Genomic DNA, 14,711 nt, shown 5'->3' with positions numbered 1-14,711 from the left:
GTCCAGCGGTAGGAGCGACGGACATGACGCTGATTGCCGACTGCATCTTCTGCCGGATCATCCGCGGCGAAATTTCGAGCTTTCAGGTGTTCGACAACGAACGGACGCTTGCCTTCATGGACATCAATCCGGCCAACCCCGGGCACGTCCTGGTGATCCCCAAGGTCCACGCCGAGAGCATCTTCACCATCGAGGAGCCATACCTGCGGGCGACGATGCCAGTCGTCCAGAGAGTTGCCCGAGCGGTGCACACGGTGTTCGAGCCTTATGGGCTGAACATCGTCCAGGCCAACGGCCCCGGCGCGGCGCAATCGGTCGCCCACTTTCATTGGCATCTGCTGCCGCGCGCCAAGGACGATGATCTGCCCCTGAACTGGCCGCTGCGGCCCTGCGACAAGACGGCCCTCGCCGATGCTGCCGAGCGACTCCGACTGGCGCTGGAAGTGGACTCCCATGTTCATTGGGGTCCATAACAGAGTCCAGGCTAACTCACTGAATTACGAGGCTACTGAAGCGATGGACTACTACTTCGGCAGGTGGCTTCCCCGATTTCGGGGCTGACGCTATCGAACTTTCGGGCCATGCCCACCAGCATAGGTTGTGTTCCAAGGAGGAACCAATTAGCTACTCAGCATCGCGCTCTCGTCTCGAAGCGCCGGCTTGACCGGCGGGCTGCTTCAGTGACAATTCAAAGTATGCGAACATCATACATGTTGCGAGTTCTCGTGTCAACAGCTCAATATGTTGTGCGCAGAAGCACGCAGACACCCGAAGTGGTTCGCTAGAACACCCAGCGCTGCGACGAGAATGCCCTGACGCAGCCACCGCCTGACCGCCAGCACCGAGTTATCGACTGCTGAACCGAGACGACCGAGTCTGAAGTTTTGGGTCAGCAGCATCTAAACCTCTGCTCAAAAGCATCGAAACGGCGTTATGTCGCCGTTCCTCGCAACGCTGGCCGGGCCCTATCGAATGCGAGTCTAGCGCGGCTCGCCGCCGAACCCAGCCCAAATGCCGCTGCGCGCCTCAAGGTCATGGGCAAGACCCGTTCGCAGTCTGCTACCAAGGGCACGCAGCAAGTGGAAATCTGCGTGCCCTTCATCGGTCGAATTCCACTTGGAAACCATCTGCCGAAGCACTTCTTCATTCTTTTTCGTCCGCCGGAGATGACCAAGTAAGCTCGATCCGACCTCTGCAACCGGCTCTAGACCCAGGGCACGCTCCCGCGCTTGAGCCTCTGCCAGAGTGAATCGGTCATCCCTTGTCCGAAGTGGCAACCAATCGGACGACTTCGAACGCGCCCCGATGATAACCTGCATCGCATCTTGCAATAAAAAGTAGTGGTCTCGGCTTTGCGTGGACAAAAAAATTCCGTGCTCGAAGTAATGCTTCGAGAGGTTCCGCTCCATCTCCTTCAACTTAGCGAGGGTGAGATCCTCAGGTGGCGCGTAGAGGGCAAGAGGCTCAAGAGCTTTCCAGATTTCCCGGTATGCTGCCACGCGTTCGCCCCGCAGCTCCCTGCGAAAATGCGACATCAGCTCGATTCGCATTTTTCCTTTGATCGCTACATAGCTTGCTACCGACCCCAGAAGCGCACCAAGCAACCCTACAAGACTTGGCAGAAGAAGCTTTAGCAGATCGTTATCCATATTTTTTGTCCAGCGATCTGAATGCCAACTCTCGTCTTTACCTGTCGATTGGTATCGTCGCAGGTCCACCGCCGGGGCCAAGTGCCACGAAGTCGAAGCGTGTCTACTGTCACCGTTTTCCATAGCCATAATACGCCGCCAGAACACCCAGCGCTGCGATGAGAATGCCCTGCGCATGCTTCTCGTTGACCGACCTGCCGCCCCACCCCTGGCGCATCGCCCACTCCCGCACCGAGCGCTGCAAGCCGACGACGTGCCAGACGCACGAACCGGCCGGGCTGCCGACGCCGCCCAGCGCATCCAGCGCTCCGCCGACGCGACGACGTGCGTCGACTTGCGCGTCGGAGAGATCAGCCCCGCCACCGCCGCCTGACAGCCGCACCAGCGGCATGCAGCGGATGGCGTCGAAACCGGCGATGGTGAACTGCGCCTGGAAGTCGCGCGCCGCATCGTGCATCTCCTGAGTGATCGTGCCGGCGCGCAGCATGATGCCGAGTGTATCGACGGTGCGATGGTGGACGACGGGCCGACCCTCGGGATCGGCCTCGTACACCGGCTCCAGCACATCGTCCTGCCGCCGGACGACCGGCAGCCCGGCCACCACGCGCGCAGCCGACGTCTTCCGCTTGCGCTTCGCCATCACGCCACCTCCCGCCGGCCGTAGAGCCGCGTCGCCTCGTTGATGAGCGCCTGCCGCGTCCAGTCGTCGCCGACGTCGGCCGGCCGGATCACCACGATCCCCTGCTTGCGCCACGCCGCCCGGCGCATGGCGAACAGCTCCTCTTCGGTCGGCAGCGAGCGCGGCAGGTGCCGCTCCAGGGAGCCGCGCACCGTGCTACGCATGGGCGACCTCACTCAGGATCGCGGCGTAGCCGGCCACATCGACGATGCTGTCGAGATGCGACGGGTCGCGCGTGAGCCGGGCCAGCTTCAGATCGATCAGGCACAGCGCCACCTGTGCCGGTGTCACCGTCATCCCAAGCACCAGCGACCAGCGCGCGGCGATGTGCGTGAACAGCGTCGCCGGTGGTCCGTAGATGCCTTCGCGGTGTTCGACGACACCGGCAGCGTGCTGCAACAGCATGGCGCCGTTCATCGGACGACTCCAACGCCATGGTCGATCGCCCAGTGCAGCAGCGCCAGCGCGTCCGCCTCGTTGTCGTCCACGGGTTGGAAGCCGAGCTTGCGGACGGCCTCGATCACTGCCGCCTTGTCGGCATTGCCCTTGCCGGCAATGTGTCGCTTGATCGTGCCGACGGGAACGCCTTGGTACGGGATGCGGTTCGCCTCCGCCCAGGCGGTGAGATGCGCGAGGTAGCCGCCGAACGCGTGCGCCGCGGTGGTGCCGAGATGCCTGCGCACCTCTTCGAACACCATCACGCCGACGCCGCCCGAGGTCTCGTGGACCTCCTGCAGCCAGGCGCGAAAGCGCAGCCAGATCATGCCGCCACCCTCGAACCGGCCGGGGCGAAACTCGTGGACGCCGCTGGCGATCGCACCGTCGCGGTTGCGGACCGCCCAGCCTGTGCGCTGCCCCAGATCGAGCGCAAGGATCACCGGCGTGCTCGGATTGCCGCCGGCCAGCACCTCAACTGGCACCGCTGCCGCAACGCTTGCATCCGCGTCTCGTTGGACCAGAGTCTGTGTAGCCATGATCGTCTCCTCATCTCAGGGTCATCGTGGTGAGGATGGCGGCGGGGAACTGCCAGGAACGCCGCCGCCATCCGCTCCTCCCCGGGGCTGGTGCCCGGGTGGTCCGAACAAGTCACGCACTCCCTCCATCCTTGAGAGAGAGCACTCCAAGGGAGGTGCTCTCTCTCCTCCTAAGGAGGGCTTGATATGGCAACTGAACTACGATCGTTAGAGCATTGATTACATTGCTGAAAATGCCAGTTGTCGCAGTTGCCGGAGCGGCAACTGGCAACTGGCGTAACCCATTGATATTGCAGCATTCCAGTTGCCGCGCTGGGCGCAGTTGCCGCAGTTGCCGGAAATTTGCGGCAACTGGATCACGCGCGATGCGCTTATTCCTCGTCATACTGATAAACCCATACGGCAGGGTTCTCGACGGCGAGGGCGACGCCGGTTTGCGGGCATTTGTAGTGGGTCGGCAGCAGGGGCAGCGGTGTGCTCTCGGTCACCTCGCCGGTATCGGGATCGACGCTTTGGCCGGCCGTGCCCAGTTCCATTCCCTCGACGCACAGGTAGCCGAAGCGGGACCGCCCGGGCGGCGGCAACCCGTATTCCTTTGCGTCGCGGAAGAATTTGATGAAGCCCTTGGTGGCGAGCACCGAGAGCCGCTCGCGAATGACGGTGTTGCCCCCGAGGCCGGCCTTGTTCTCGAACGCTTCGGCGAACTGGCTGGCGGTATAGACGCGGCCCTGGCGTGCCTCTTCGAACAGGATCTGCAGGATGACGTCGTGTTTGCGGACCCGTTCGGCGTCGAACCTCTCGCCCTGCGCCCTGCGCACCAGCCGCTCGCCGCGGCGGTCCAGCTCGATCCACCGGCCACCCACCTTGTCCACCAGCTTCGGCTCGATCGGCGGGCCGTTGCGCAGCTCGAACTGCAGCATCCGCTCCGGCCGCTCCTCGTCAGGCCGGTGCATCAGGATGCCGGCGGTATAGAAGCCGCGCAGGCTGCCGGCGCCGGACAGCGCCTGGAACGGATCTTCGGCCAGCTGCTTCTTGGTGATCTTGCGGGTGTGATGGCAGAGGATCAGTCCGGCTTCGGCCGAGACGGCATCGCGCAACGCCTCCACCCGCTCCTGCAGGAAGAACAGCATGGCCGCGTTGTCGTTCTCGCCCTTGCCCTCGGCGCCGCCGTCGAACAGGTTGCGGATCGGATCGATGACGATGATGTCGGGCGGCGCGTCGGGAAAGCGCTCGCGAATGGCGGCGGTGGTCGCGGCGACGCCGCCGGCATCGAGCAGCATCCGCACCTTCGGCGTGGCAACGAGGCGCTCCCTTGCCGCAGCGATGACCGCCGCATCGAGGCGGATCGCCTGGATGCGCTCGCGCAGATAGTGGTACTGCACCTCCGCCTGCAGGTAGAAGATCGCGAGCGGCCGCGGTGGGGTGAAGCCGAGGAACGGCACACCGGCCGCCATGTGTGCCAACAGGCTGATCACGAAGTCGCTCTTGCCGACCTTCGGCGCGCCGCCGAGCACGAGCATACCGCCGGGGGTGAGCAGCCGGGGAGCGATGAGGTCGTCCGGCATCGGGCCGGTGTCGTCGAGCAGCTCGCCAAGCGTGAACGTCGGCAGCGAGGGCGGAGCGACGGACCCCGCGAGCTGCAGGGCCGGGCCGTTGCGTTGCTCGTGCAGCCGCCACAGCCGCTGCGACTCCGCTGCCAGCCGCTCCAGCGGCCAGCTGGGGCGCAGCATGGCGGCGTTGTACTGGCAGATCGCCTCCCACGCCTCGTCGCGGCTGATCCGGCCGTCGTGGGCGATGCGCACGTAGTGACCGATGGCGGCGCTGGCGCCCTGGAAGCGCGTCCAGTCGTCCTGCCCGCTTCCCCGCACCGGGGTGATCAGCACGTCGTCGATGCCGGGCTTCGCGGCCCCTGACGGCGCGGGATCGGAGCCGATGCCCGGCAGCGGCGGCATCGCATCGACCGCCTCGGCGAAGTCGCTCAGGTCGACCTCGAGGGAGGGGCTGTGCCGGCGGATGGCGACCAGCCGCTTGCAGCCGCCCTTGTGGTAGATCGAACCGGCCACCCGGATCGGCTGGTGCGCCGAGCGAAAGTGGGTGTCGCCGCCCACCTTGACGGCGATGTCGCCGCGCAGCCGGCACAGGACGCCGATGTCCTCACCCTCGGCCGGCTCGGTCAGCCGCCACCAGACGTGCAGCTTGTCGAGCCCCTCCGGCGTCCGCCCGCCGGACTCGACGATCAGCGTCGGCTCGCCGAGATGCCTAAGCAGGTGATCAAGCTTGGCGGCGATGTCGCCGGCGTCGAGATCCACCACCACCGTCTGCATCTGCCGGATGTCGGCCGACTTGGCGCGTCCGTGCTCGCCCACCGTGCCGGGAACAACGTAGAACGCCGCTCCCTCGCGTGCCGCCCAGCCGGCGAAGTTGACCGCCTTCCCGGCAACCGTGCCGTCGGCCTCCACCCAGATGTTGTGCGGGCGGCCGGCGAAGCCCTGGCCCTTGTCGATAAAGCCGCGGAACGGGATCCAGCCCTCGCAGTAGCCGAACACGACGTCGAGGAACACGCCGATCTGCGCCGCATCCGGCTCCAGATCGAACGGATCGTCCTCGGTCACCGTCGGCACGTCGTTGAAGTCGCGCCACGGGTTGAAGTGGAGGATGTTATCGCCATCGTCGCTCATGCCGACAGGCTCCAGCAGCGCTGCGACCAGGCGCACATCCGGCATTCGTGATGGTCAGGATTGGCGGCGAGGCGCGGCAGCAGTTCGCCCGCCTCGGTCGCCCGCAGGATGCGCACCGCCCGGTCGCTCATCCGCTGCGCCAGCCCGCCGTCGAACGGCACCAGTTCGTGGTGCAGCTCGGCGGTGTCCTTGTTGATGGCGGTGAACAGCGCCGGGTTGGCGGAAATGCCGGCGACGCTGCCTTCCATGTACGCCTGGTAGACGGCCAGCTGCGCGGCGTAGACCGGCTTCGATACCACAACGCCCTTCTGCGCCGTCTCCCTCCAAGACCGCGCGTTCATCGTCTTGCATTCCCACAGTGCCGGGTAGCCCAGCCCCGGCAGCGAGGGGCCATCGGCGAGGATGCCGTCGACGTGGCCGCAGATGCGGCCGCCGGCGACGGAGAAGCCGAACTGACCGCCGTCCGGACGGTTGCCCTTGCGGGTGTAGAGATCGAAACCGGCGCTGCGCAGCCAGGCGGCGGCCACGTCCTCCAGCGCGTGGCCGATGGCGAAGATGCGCAGCGTGCGGCCGCCGAAACCGCCGCCCTCGTCCTTCGGCGCGTGTGCGTACTCGAACTGCAGCGCCCGCTCGCAAGGCACGCCGAGCCGGGAGCCGCCGAGATAGGTCCGCGGTGCCGTCGCCCGGTCACCGGCCTCCAGGCCGGCATCGATCTCGGCGTTGACCAGATCGGCGAACTTGGGCCGCGAGTTGAAGTCGAGCATCAGAACGGCACCTCCGGGCCGTCCTGCCTGGCTGTGGCGTGCATGGCGTCCTGGAAGCCGCCGACTGCCACCGCGATCAACGTCAGCACCTGTGTTTCGTCTAGGTCGCAAAGGCGCCGCTCCCAGCCGATCTCCTCCATAATCTCGGCGACCGGCTTCATTGCAGCGTGCAGCGCCGCCTTCTCCTCCGGCTGCAGGTCAAACATGCCAGCCGAATCCCTGTGCCGCCGCCACCAGTAGCCCTGACAGAGCATCGAGCAGAACCACTGCGATGGCGCCGATAGCTTCCGCGGTGCGGGGTCGTACCAGCCAAAGCCAGCGGCCGGCCTCGAGCACACCGCGCAGAGCACGCCCCGCGGATGCCAGAACCGCGGTCGGGCGAAAGGGGCGGCCGGCCATCACGCCGCCCTCCCCAGTCCAGCCTGCTCGGCGGCAAACACCAGCGCGCGGATGCCGGTGCGATTGAAGCGAAAGGTCAGCAGCGCCGACGCCTGGTAGCGGGTAAGCCCAAAATCCTGCCGATATTCCGCCGGCAGATAGGCGAGCTGCTTCTCGGTCGGCGGCTGCTTCAGCCAGGACCGCGTCTTGTGGGCGCTCTCGTCGGTTTCGTTCTCGTTCAGCCAGTCATCGGCGGCAGCGAGGCAGATGGTGCGCTCGCCGATGCCGAGCAGGCGCGGGTTGTTTCCCCGTCCGCCGCCGACAGCGTACCAGCGGCCGTCCAGGAAGAAGACACCGCCCCAGGCATTGAAGCCGTTGGCGACCAGCGCCGCGTCGTCGCCGAACAGATCGCACCACTGGAAGCTGGAGCGTTTCAGGAGGTCGATCTCGCTCATGGCGAAGTCGCCCAGCTGACCGCCTCCCCCGGCGCCGGCCGCCGAGAACAGGTATCCGCACAGCGGACACTCCGGAACACCGAGCGGCACGATGGCGCCACAGTCCGGACAGGTCTTGGTCGGCGCCTCGCCGTCCGGCTCGCGGCCGATCAGGTCAACGTCCTGCTCCAGCGAGCCGTGCAGCAGCGACGACGTGCCGAAGTCGAGAACGACACAGTCGGTCTTGACGATGCCCGGATGCTCCTGCGGATCGACGGTGCGCAGGCCGCGACCGACCATCTGGATCATCGTGCACTTGAACGAACTGGGCCTGAGCAGGACGACGCAGCTGGTCGGCGGGTGGTCCCAGCCCTCGGTCAGCACCGCGACGTTGACCACGACCTGACAGCCGCCCGCAGCATAGCGCGCCAGCACCGAGCGCCGCTCCTTCTCCGGCATCTCGCCGGTCACGAGCGCCGCGTCGATGCCGGCATCACAGAAGGCGGCCGTGACATTGGTGGCGTGGTCCACCGTCGAGCAGAACACCACCGTCTGCCGGTCGCCAGCTTTCTCGCGCCAATGCCGGATCACCGCGTCGGTCACCGGCGAGCGGTTCATGATCGCGTCGACCTCGGCCATGTCGAAGTCGTCGGCGGTGCGCCGCACCCTGCTCAGCTGGTCCTGGACGCCGACGTCGATGACGAAGGTGCGCGGCGGCACCAGGTGGCCGGCGGCCACCAGTTCGCCGATGCGGATCTGATCGGCGACGTTGGAGAACACCGCGCGCAGGCCTTTGCGGTCGCCGCGGTTGGGCGTGGCAGTGACGCCGTAGAGCCTGAGATCGGGATTGCGCTCCCGAGCCCGGTCGATGATCCGCCGGTAGGTATCGGCCGCGGCATGGTGCGCCTCGTCGATCACCAGCAGATCGAGGACCGGCATCGCCTCGAGATTGGCCGGCCGTGCCAGCGTCGGCACCATCGCGAATGTGACCTGGCCGGCCCAGGACTTCTCCTTCGCGTCGACCACCGAAGTGCTGATCGCCGGATGGACGCGACGAAACTTGGTGCGGTTCTGTTCGGTCAGCTCGTCGCGGTGGGCGAGGACGCAGGCTTTCGCGGCACCGCCGCCGACCAGATCGCCGGCGACGGCCGACAACATGATCGTCTTGCCGCTGTTGTGGGTGACGGTGAAGTCGCCGAGCAGGTAGCGGTGGTCCCCGTCAACGGTGAAGCCGAAATACTCGCCCTGCCCGACGTCATGCAGGGTGAAACCGGTTCGCAGCACGTCTTTCTTCTGCCCGCGCGGCGCCGGTGTTTTGCGGACGACGCGCAGCGGCAGGCCGGTCATGTCCCCGGCAATATGCACCCGATAGTAGGTGATCCCGTTGACCGGTTTGGCCCCGCGAAGCGCTCGCAAGCCGAGGCTGCGGGCGAGAAACGCGATGTCATCAGCCAGCTTGCAAGAAGCCAAGCAGAGTTCGAAGCATCCTCGATGCATATGGCCATCGGTGTCGAGCAACCCGGCCAGGATAGCCGCCCGCGTCGGACGCGAGCCCGTCTTGTAGAGGCGCGGCACCGACTTCTCCGCCGAGCGGAGCCCGAGCAGCCGAAGCGCGCGCAGCTGATCGAGCAGCGGGTTTGGCTGCCCGCGCGGCGTGACGAAATGGTAGGTGTTGGCCTCATTGTCCGGGCACTGTTCGAGCCGGATGTTCAGGCCGAGCCGGGCCGCCTCATGGTGAACACCCTCGACAATCTCGGCGTCGGGCGTGGTAATCGAGACTCCGCCGCCAACCAGACAGCCGTCACCGAGCAGAAGGCCAAGGAAATATGGATCAATCGGCGGCTCGGGCGCGGCCGGGAAGTCGACACCCACCCGGTAGAGTTTGTGCAAGTGGCGGAAGTTGGCGCTGCGTCGGCGCAGTTCGGCCACGCTGATGTCAACCAGCGTGCCGCCGGGCATCGCCGAGGCGTGGGTGCCGCAGCTCCCCTCGGAGGTCTTTACGAGCGCCAGGATATGGCTCTCGTTGACGACGAACGGTTCGCCCTTGATCGGCCGTACCTCGACCATCGCATCCCGCCCACGGTGCAGCTCCAGCACCGTGCGTGGACAGCTGTCCGGCCCCACCAAGCGGTCACCGACATCGATGGTCTCGACCGCGCGGATCGATCCATCGAACATCAGGATCGGCGTTCCGGGGGCGTGGCAACCGGTCGGGGCCACGCCGAGGGTGTTCGAGTGTTCGCCGAGCGCGCGAACGCTGCGCTCGACGAACAGACGCTGTCGCGGTCTGAGCAGCATGGCTGCGCTGTCCGGTCACTGTGCCCAGGTCGGGCGGATGCCGGACTTCGGCTGCGCCGGCGCTGCGGCCGGAACCGGTACCGCCGGTGCCGATGCGACCGCTCCGCCCATGTACTTGGCGTAGTCCCGGTGGTCCGGGGTGATCGCCTTGCGGATCTCGTTCTTCGGATCGCCGTTGACGTCCTCGCCGACGTCGACGCGGGCGAGGAACTCGATGCCGTCAAGGTCCTGGAAGCCGCTGATGCGGCGTGCCGCCTGCGCCTGCGGCGAGGTGTCCTTGTCCGAGATGCCACGCGCCGAGTTGAGGATGCCGCGGATCAGGGCGCGACCCATGTTCGCCCACTCCGGGCCTTTCGGGCTGTAGAGGCCGATCAGCGTGAAGATCTTGCGCCGGGCGTACGGGCCTTCGAGAACGGTGAATTCGGCGTTGAGGTAGACGGCGCCGCTGTCGCCGCGCGTGGCATAGCCGCCGGTCCAGCCCTGCGCCGGATCGTCGTAGCCGCCCGGCCGGATGGTGAGGCACGCCTTGATGATCGTGCCCTTCGGCATGATGGACGTGTTCTGGGCGTCGTTGAAGTCGTTCCAGGAAGCGCTCATGGTTGGAAAGCTCCTTTCCGTCATGCTTGCGATGGTTGAGGGGTGTCGGCGTCACGGGAGGCGGGGCGGCCAAACTCCAACCTCTCGTGCGCCGGCTTCACCGGGCCGCGGATCTTCGCCATCAGCCGGCCCAGGTGCGGCTCTTCGATCATGGCGAGCCGGCCCGAGCGGTCCTTCGCCGGATACTTCCAGGGATTGAGCGTGTGGCAGACGAAGGCGCGGTAGGACGAGCCGTCGTCGGCCGGGATCTCGGCCATGGTGATGACCTCGTCGACGATGCCGGGCAGCTCGCTGCCCGTCTTGGCGCCATCGATCTGTGGCGCGAAGGTGCGGCGGTTGAAGTCGTCGAACTTCTCGTCGAGGATCCCGACGAACCAGACGTTCTTGTTTCGCGTGTGTTGCAGCTGGGTGAGCCAGCCGATCATCTCGCGGCCGTGCAGCCCGTAGGTGCCTCGGATGTCCGGCCGGCCGGTTTTCTCGGAGATCGCTTCCGGCTGCCCCTTGCACCACTGGAAGCAGAGACGTCCGGCAACGGTGATCGAGTCGACGAAGATCGTCTCGTAGCGGTCGAGCATGGCGGGATCGCCGAAGCGCTCGCAGACGGCGTCATAGTGGGCCTGGCCGTACGCCTGGTCGTCCCGCAGCGCCGGGTTGGGTCCACCGATGAACACGGCGAAGTCGCGGCACTCCTGCCAGGTGCGTGGCCGGACCGTGTCGCCGGGCCAGCCCTCGACGGCGAGATCGCCGGCCTCCAGGTCGAGGAACAGCGTTTCGCCCGACGGCAGGGTCCACAGCAGCGTGGTCTTACCGATGCCGCTGATCCCCAGCAGCACCGCCTTGACGCCGCGCCGCTCGGCGAGACGCTCGTCCGCCGTGATGATCCGGAAGCCGGCGGTAAACCCACGCTCGCGGTCGAACTTGACGACGGTGCGGACGGTTTCGGGGTGAGGGCCAGCCATCACGCGGCCTCCGTTTCCCGGGGCGCCTCGATCACGTACCGCGGCTTGGCCAACCGGACAGTGCGGGCCGGCTCGAACAGCCGTCGGATTGCCGAAGGCCACGCGGTGTACGAGCGCTCGCTGACCTCGTAGGTCGTCCGCACGTATTCCGCAGGATCGTCGCCGGACTGGCGGATGCGGGCGATGACGGCTGCCAGCTTGTCCTGGTCCCAGTTGACGCGCTTCGGAAGGTCGGCGACGACAACGAATACGCCGTCGCCGAGCCGCACCCGTCCGCTGTCCTTGTCGTCCGCCGCGCGCAGCTGCCGCGCCCGGTCGCCGAACCGGACGTCGAGCCCGGCGTTCAGCCGCGCTTCCGCGGCGGCGACGAAGGCCTTCATCTCGGTGAGGCTGTCGGCGAGAGCGGCGAGAATTTCGATCGGCTGCGCCGCCACCTTGCCGGGCGGCCAGTCGCGCAGCTGGTTGAGGGTGACCTTATTCATCGCTTGGCGTGCTCCTTCCGTCACGTCGCGCTCCTCGCTTCCGTCGGTGGGAGTGGCAGCCGGGCTCCGACGCGGCCTCGGAGCAGTGCCGTCGAGGTATTTCCCCGGAGGGTGTTGCATTCCCTCGAAAACCCGGCGCCGAAACCGGGCTCAGGCGCTGCGCGCCGCCGTTAGGCTCGTCGGATCGGTAGAGGTGCAGCTGCGCAGCTGCTCCTGCTCGAACGCCTCGATATCGGCCAGGCGGTAGGCAATTCGGCCGCCGAGTTTCAGGAACTTCGGCCCCTGTCCGAGCCACCGCCAGCGCTCCAGCGTCTTGGGGGAGATGCCCCAGCGCTCGGCCAACTGCTTCTGATCGAAGTGCTTAATGGTCACGGGCGGTCTCTCCGGTTGCGTCGCGTTGACGAGGGGGAGATTACGCCCGTGCGGTGGGGGAAATCGGGGGGACCCAGGGGGGACCGAGTGGGGGACTGCGCCGATCGCGCAAAAAAAAACGGCGCCGGAGGAGGGCGCCGTGTCGTGCCGGAATAACGTGACTGGGGATTACTCGGCGGCGACAACCTTGTTGCCGGATCCGTCAGCTCGCGCGTCCGGCCAACAGAAGCTGCAGACGCCATTGCGCTGGGTCAGAAGCCCGTTCCATGCCGGGCTGTCCTTGAACAGCTTTTCGATGCGCAAACCATCGGCGAGGTCTAGATCAGTGATGATCCTAGCCACCGAGACATTGTAGATGCCCTGCAGGTACTGCTCGTAGAGATAGACGATCACGAGGCGTTGCTTCTCGCCGCGTGGAAACTCGAATTTCTCGCCATAGAACCAGACAACGCGGCCCTCGCCGATGATCTGCAACGGCTGCTGCCCGCGTTCCAGCAGGTTGCCACCCAGCCGGCTCGCGAGATTGCCGGTGTCGACGGTTAGCCCCGCGCCGATGACGAAGCAGGTCCGAAGAGGAACGACGACGGGCTGTCCGGGTATCATCACGAACGCCGGCGGGGCGCCCCCGGTCGTCAAGAGCAGGCCGGTTCGGCCGCAGACACGCTCGCGCAGGGCGTGGCACGCGGCTTCGAAAACGTTGCGTTGACGCAGCCGCCGCCCGAGAAACACAGGCGTCATGTGCTTGCGATGGCCGATCCAGGCCGGCCCGAGCTCCCACAAAACATCCTCGAGCAGGCATTTCGGCTCGATGGTTCGCGGTATCCGCAGCTGCCGGGACAAAATCGTCAGCAGCCATGCGAATTCGACCCGGTACCGCCTGAGCAGCTCCCCATCCACCTTTACCCAGCCGGCCGACGGACTGAAGTAGGCGTAGCCGCCGACCTCAGCGCGCCAGGTGACGCCCACGGGCAGGTCGTCATGATCGGCCATTCCGGTGATCACCGGCTCGTGTCCGTCATCCTTCAGCGCCCCAGCATGGATGAGTGCCGCGCCCGCATCCGGATAGAAGTCGTGAAGGGCGGCGCCCGAGAGCTGTGCCTCGGGCGCCTCCATCAGCGTTAGCAGCAGATCGACGGCATCGGCTCCGAGGACCGAGGCCGCGTCAGACATCAAGGAGGAACCCCCAGCGCCGCAGGTACTTCTCGCCGATGAGTCGCTCGCGGTCGGTCTTGCCTTGAGGTCGCAGCCGTTCGGCATGGTGATGGTCACCGGCAGCGTCCGCCCGCCGCCGTCGGCCGGTGCCGCATGGAAGCGGATCGTCAGCCGGACCTGGGTGATCAGGTAGGCGCCGTCGAGTGGGTTGCTGTCGCCGAACCGCTCGCCCGCCGCGTCCCAGATGCTCCGCGTCGCTTTGCGCAGGCATTCCAGCGTGTAACGCTCCCCTGGACTGTCGATCGGCATCAGCCGCAGCAGCTTCACCTGCACCGACTCGATGCCGTCGTCGGGATCGGTCGGGAAGTCGAAGTTGCGGAACAGGACCGAGAGGTCGTAACGGCGGAGCTTGATCTTTTCCCCTTTGAATTCGGCGCTGAGAAGCTCACGAGCAAACATCCGCGCGATCTCCGCCCGGCTCTCGCGGTCGGGCGCCACCACCTCGACCACACCGGTCGCGGGCTCGTAGGTGAGCGCCGCTTCGTACACCGGCCGCCGTGGCCGGCGCACCAGGGCGCCGTTCTCGAACTCAAGGAAGTCGTCGGCAGCGCCGTCACGGTAGATGGTCACCTGAACGAGATCGCTGTCGCCGTCGTCGAAGGTGGGGCGCGTCCGGCGGAACAGGTCGATCTCGACGTTCGGCGATCCGAACTGCTTGCCGACGGCTGCCTTCAGCGCGGCGATGCTGCCCGGAGTCTCGTCGATGCGCAGCCGCGGCGGGACGACGAATCCGTCCCACATCCGGCCTTGGCGGCGCTCGTCGGTATATCGTGACTCCTCCGCCCGCCGAAAGCCGGCGGGATCATTCAGGAACAGCCACAGAGCTCGCTCATGGCCGTTGCGGAGAGCCTCGATCTTCGCCCGGTCGGAAACGACGCCGAGGATGGCGGTCTGTCCGACCTCGTCGGCCATCGTGGTGATCCGGTCGGCGTCGAGCAGTAGGCGTGCCCGTTCCAGATCGGATAGCGCGTCCACGGCGCGCAGGAGCGGCTTTACAACCTCCGCTTCCGCGTTGCTCCAATTCACCGGTTCCGGGAAAGAAAACCCGCCCGCCTCGAAGTAGGAACGCAGGCTGTCAACGGGGGTATTGCGGATGAAATTTGCGATGCCAGGCATCGGGAAGCGATCCTTTCGGTTGGGTTCATGTTGGTAGTTTCCCGCATCGCCCTGTTCCCTTGTGCCTTCATCAACGTTGCCTGGGTGAGGTCCGGCCCAACCCAGAGAGCGCGGTGACC

16 protein-coding genes and 1 pseudogene are annotated in these 14,711 nt (G+C 66.3%); 1 reads left to right on the top strand and 16 read right to left on the bottom strand.

Going from position 1 to position 14,711, the window contains the following annotated elements; genetic code table 11:
- Positions 1-23 precede the first annotated feature (23 nt).
- On the top strand, positions 24-473 hold the full coding sequence (locus IPK66_05820; protein MBK8174790.1) for an HIT family protein: 450 nt from the start codon (positions 24-26) through the stop codon (positions 471-473).
- 507 nt (positions 474-980) lie between these two features.
- Here the strand turns inward: IPK66_05820 and IPK66_05815 are convergent.
- From IPK66_05815 to IPK66_05740, 16 genes and pseudogenes are all read right to left on the bottom strand, one after another.
- The gene (locus IPK66_05815; protein MBK8174789.1) at positions 981-1,649 is read right to left on the bottom strand and encodes a hypothetical protein; all 669 of its coding nucleotides are present in this window, start codon (positions 1,647-1,649) and stop codon (positions 981-983) included.
- Positions 1,650-1,758: 109 nt separating this feature from the next.
- Positions 1,759-2,289, bottom strand: coding sequence for a hypothetical protein (locus IPK66_05810; protein MBK8174788.1), 531 nt, complete (start codon positions 2,287-2,289; stop codon positions 1,759-1,761).
- Positions 2,289-2,492, bottom strand: a complete 204-nt coding sequence (locus IPK66_05805) for a hypothetical protein (protein MBK8174787.1) — start codon at positions 2,490-2,492, stop codon at positions 2,289-2,291. Before IPK66_05805 ends, IPK66_05810 begins: the two co-directional genes overlap by 1 nt.
- Positions 2,485-2,745: a hypothetical protein gene (locus IPK66_05800; GenBank protein ID MBK8174786.1), complete on the bottom strand. Its 261-nt coding sequence runs from the start codon at positions 2,743-2,745 to the stop codon at positions 2,485-2,487. Before IPK66_05800 ends, IPK66_05805 begins: the two co-directional genes overlap by 8 nt.
- Entirely contained in the window at positions 2,742-3,248 is a 507-nt protein-coding gene (locus tag IPK66_05795; protein ID MBK8174785.1) for a hypothetical protein, read from the bottom strand. The genes IPK66_05800 and IPK66_05795 overlap by 4 nt, the downstream gene beginning before the upstream one ends.
- Positions 3,249-3,673: 425 nt before the next feature.
- Positions 3,674-6,025 (bottom strand): AAA family ATPase, encoded by a 2,352-nt coding sequence (locus tag IPK66_05790; protein ID MBK8174784.1) that lies wholly within the window; start codon positions 6,023-6,025, stop codon positions 3,674-3,676.
- On the bottom strand, positions 5,977-6,744 hold the full coding sequence (locus tag IPK66_05785) for a hypothetical protein (GenBank protein MBK8174783.1): 768 nt from the start codon (positions 6,742-6,744) through the stop codon (positions 5,977-5,979). Before IPK66_05785 ends, IPK66_05790 begins: the two co-directional genes overlap by 49 nt.
- A complete protein-coding gene (locus IPK66_05780) occupies positions 6,744-6,950 on the bottom strand; it encodes a hypothetical protein (protein MBK8174782.1) in 207 nt (68 codons plus the stop codon). The genes IPK66_05785 and IPK66_05780 overlap by 1 nt, the downstream gene beginning before the upstream one ends.
- Positions 6,943-7,143: a hypothetical protein gene (locus tag IPK66_05775; GenBank protein MBK8174781.1), complete on the bottom strand. Its 201-nt coding sequence runs from the start codon at positions 7,141-7,143 to the stop codon at positions 6,943-6,945. Before IPK66_05775 ends, IPK66_05780 begins: the two co-directional genes overlap by 8 nt.
- A complete protein-coding gene (locus IPK66_05770; protein MBK8174780.1) occupies positions 7,143-9,854 on the bottom strand; it encodes a DEAD/DEAH box helicase family protein in 2,712 nt (903 codons plus the stop codon). The genes IPK66_05775 and IPK66_05770 overlap by 1 nt, the downstream gene beginning before the upstream one ends.
- Before the next feature lie 15 nt (positions 9,855-9,869).
- Positions 9,870-10,451, bottom strand: coding sequence for a hypothetical protein (locus tag IPK66_05765; GenBank protein MBK8174779.1), 582 nt, complete (start codon positions 10,449-10,451; stop codon positions 9,870-9,872).
- A gap of 20 nt (positions 10,452-10,471) precedes the next feature.
- A complete protein-coding gene (locus IPK66_05760) occupies positions 10,472-11,410 on the bottom strand; it encodes an ATP-binding protein (protein ID MBK8174778.1) in 939 nt (312 codons plus the stop codon).
- Entirely contained in the window at positions 11,410-11,892 is a 483-nt protein-coding gene (locus IPK66_05755) for a hypothetical protein (GenBank protein ID MBK8174777.1), read from the bottom strand. The genes IPK66_05760 and IPK66_05755 overlap by 1 nt, the downstream gene beginning before the upstream one ends.
- A 150-nt stretch (positions 11,893-12,042) precedes the next feature.
- Positions 12,043-12,264, bottom strand: a complete 222-nt coding sequence (locus tag IPK66_05750; GenBank protein ID MBK8174776.1) for a helix-turn-helix domain-containing protein — start codon at positions 12,262-12,264, stop codon at positions 12,043-12,045.
- A 168-nt stretch (positions 12,265-12,432) separates the two neighbouring features.
- The gene (locus tag IPK66_05745) at positions 12,433-13,434 is read right to left on the bottom strand and encodes a hypothetical protein (GenBank protein ID MBK8174775.1); all 1,002 of its coding nucleotides are present in this window, start codon (positions 13,432-13,434) and stop codon (positions 12,433-12,435) included.
- Positions 13,427-14,592 (bottom strand): annotated as a pseudogene (locus IPK66_05740) (hypothetical protein). The gene IPK66_05745 and the pseudogene IPK66_05740 overlap by 8 nt, the downstream one beginning before the upstream one ends.
- Positions 14,593-14,711 lie beyond the last annotated feature (119 nt).

The organism is Rhodospirillales bacterium, from assembly GCA_016712595.1.
Classification (GTDB): domain Bacteria; phylum Pseudomonadota; class Alphaproteobacteria; order Rhodospirillales; family Defluviicoccaceae; genus Defluviicoccus.
The sequence above is the reverse complement of the archived record's forward strand: the minus strand, read 5'-3'. Positions and strand labels throughout refer to the sequence as shown.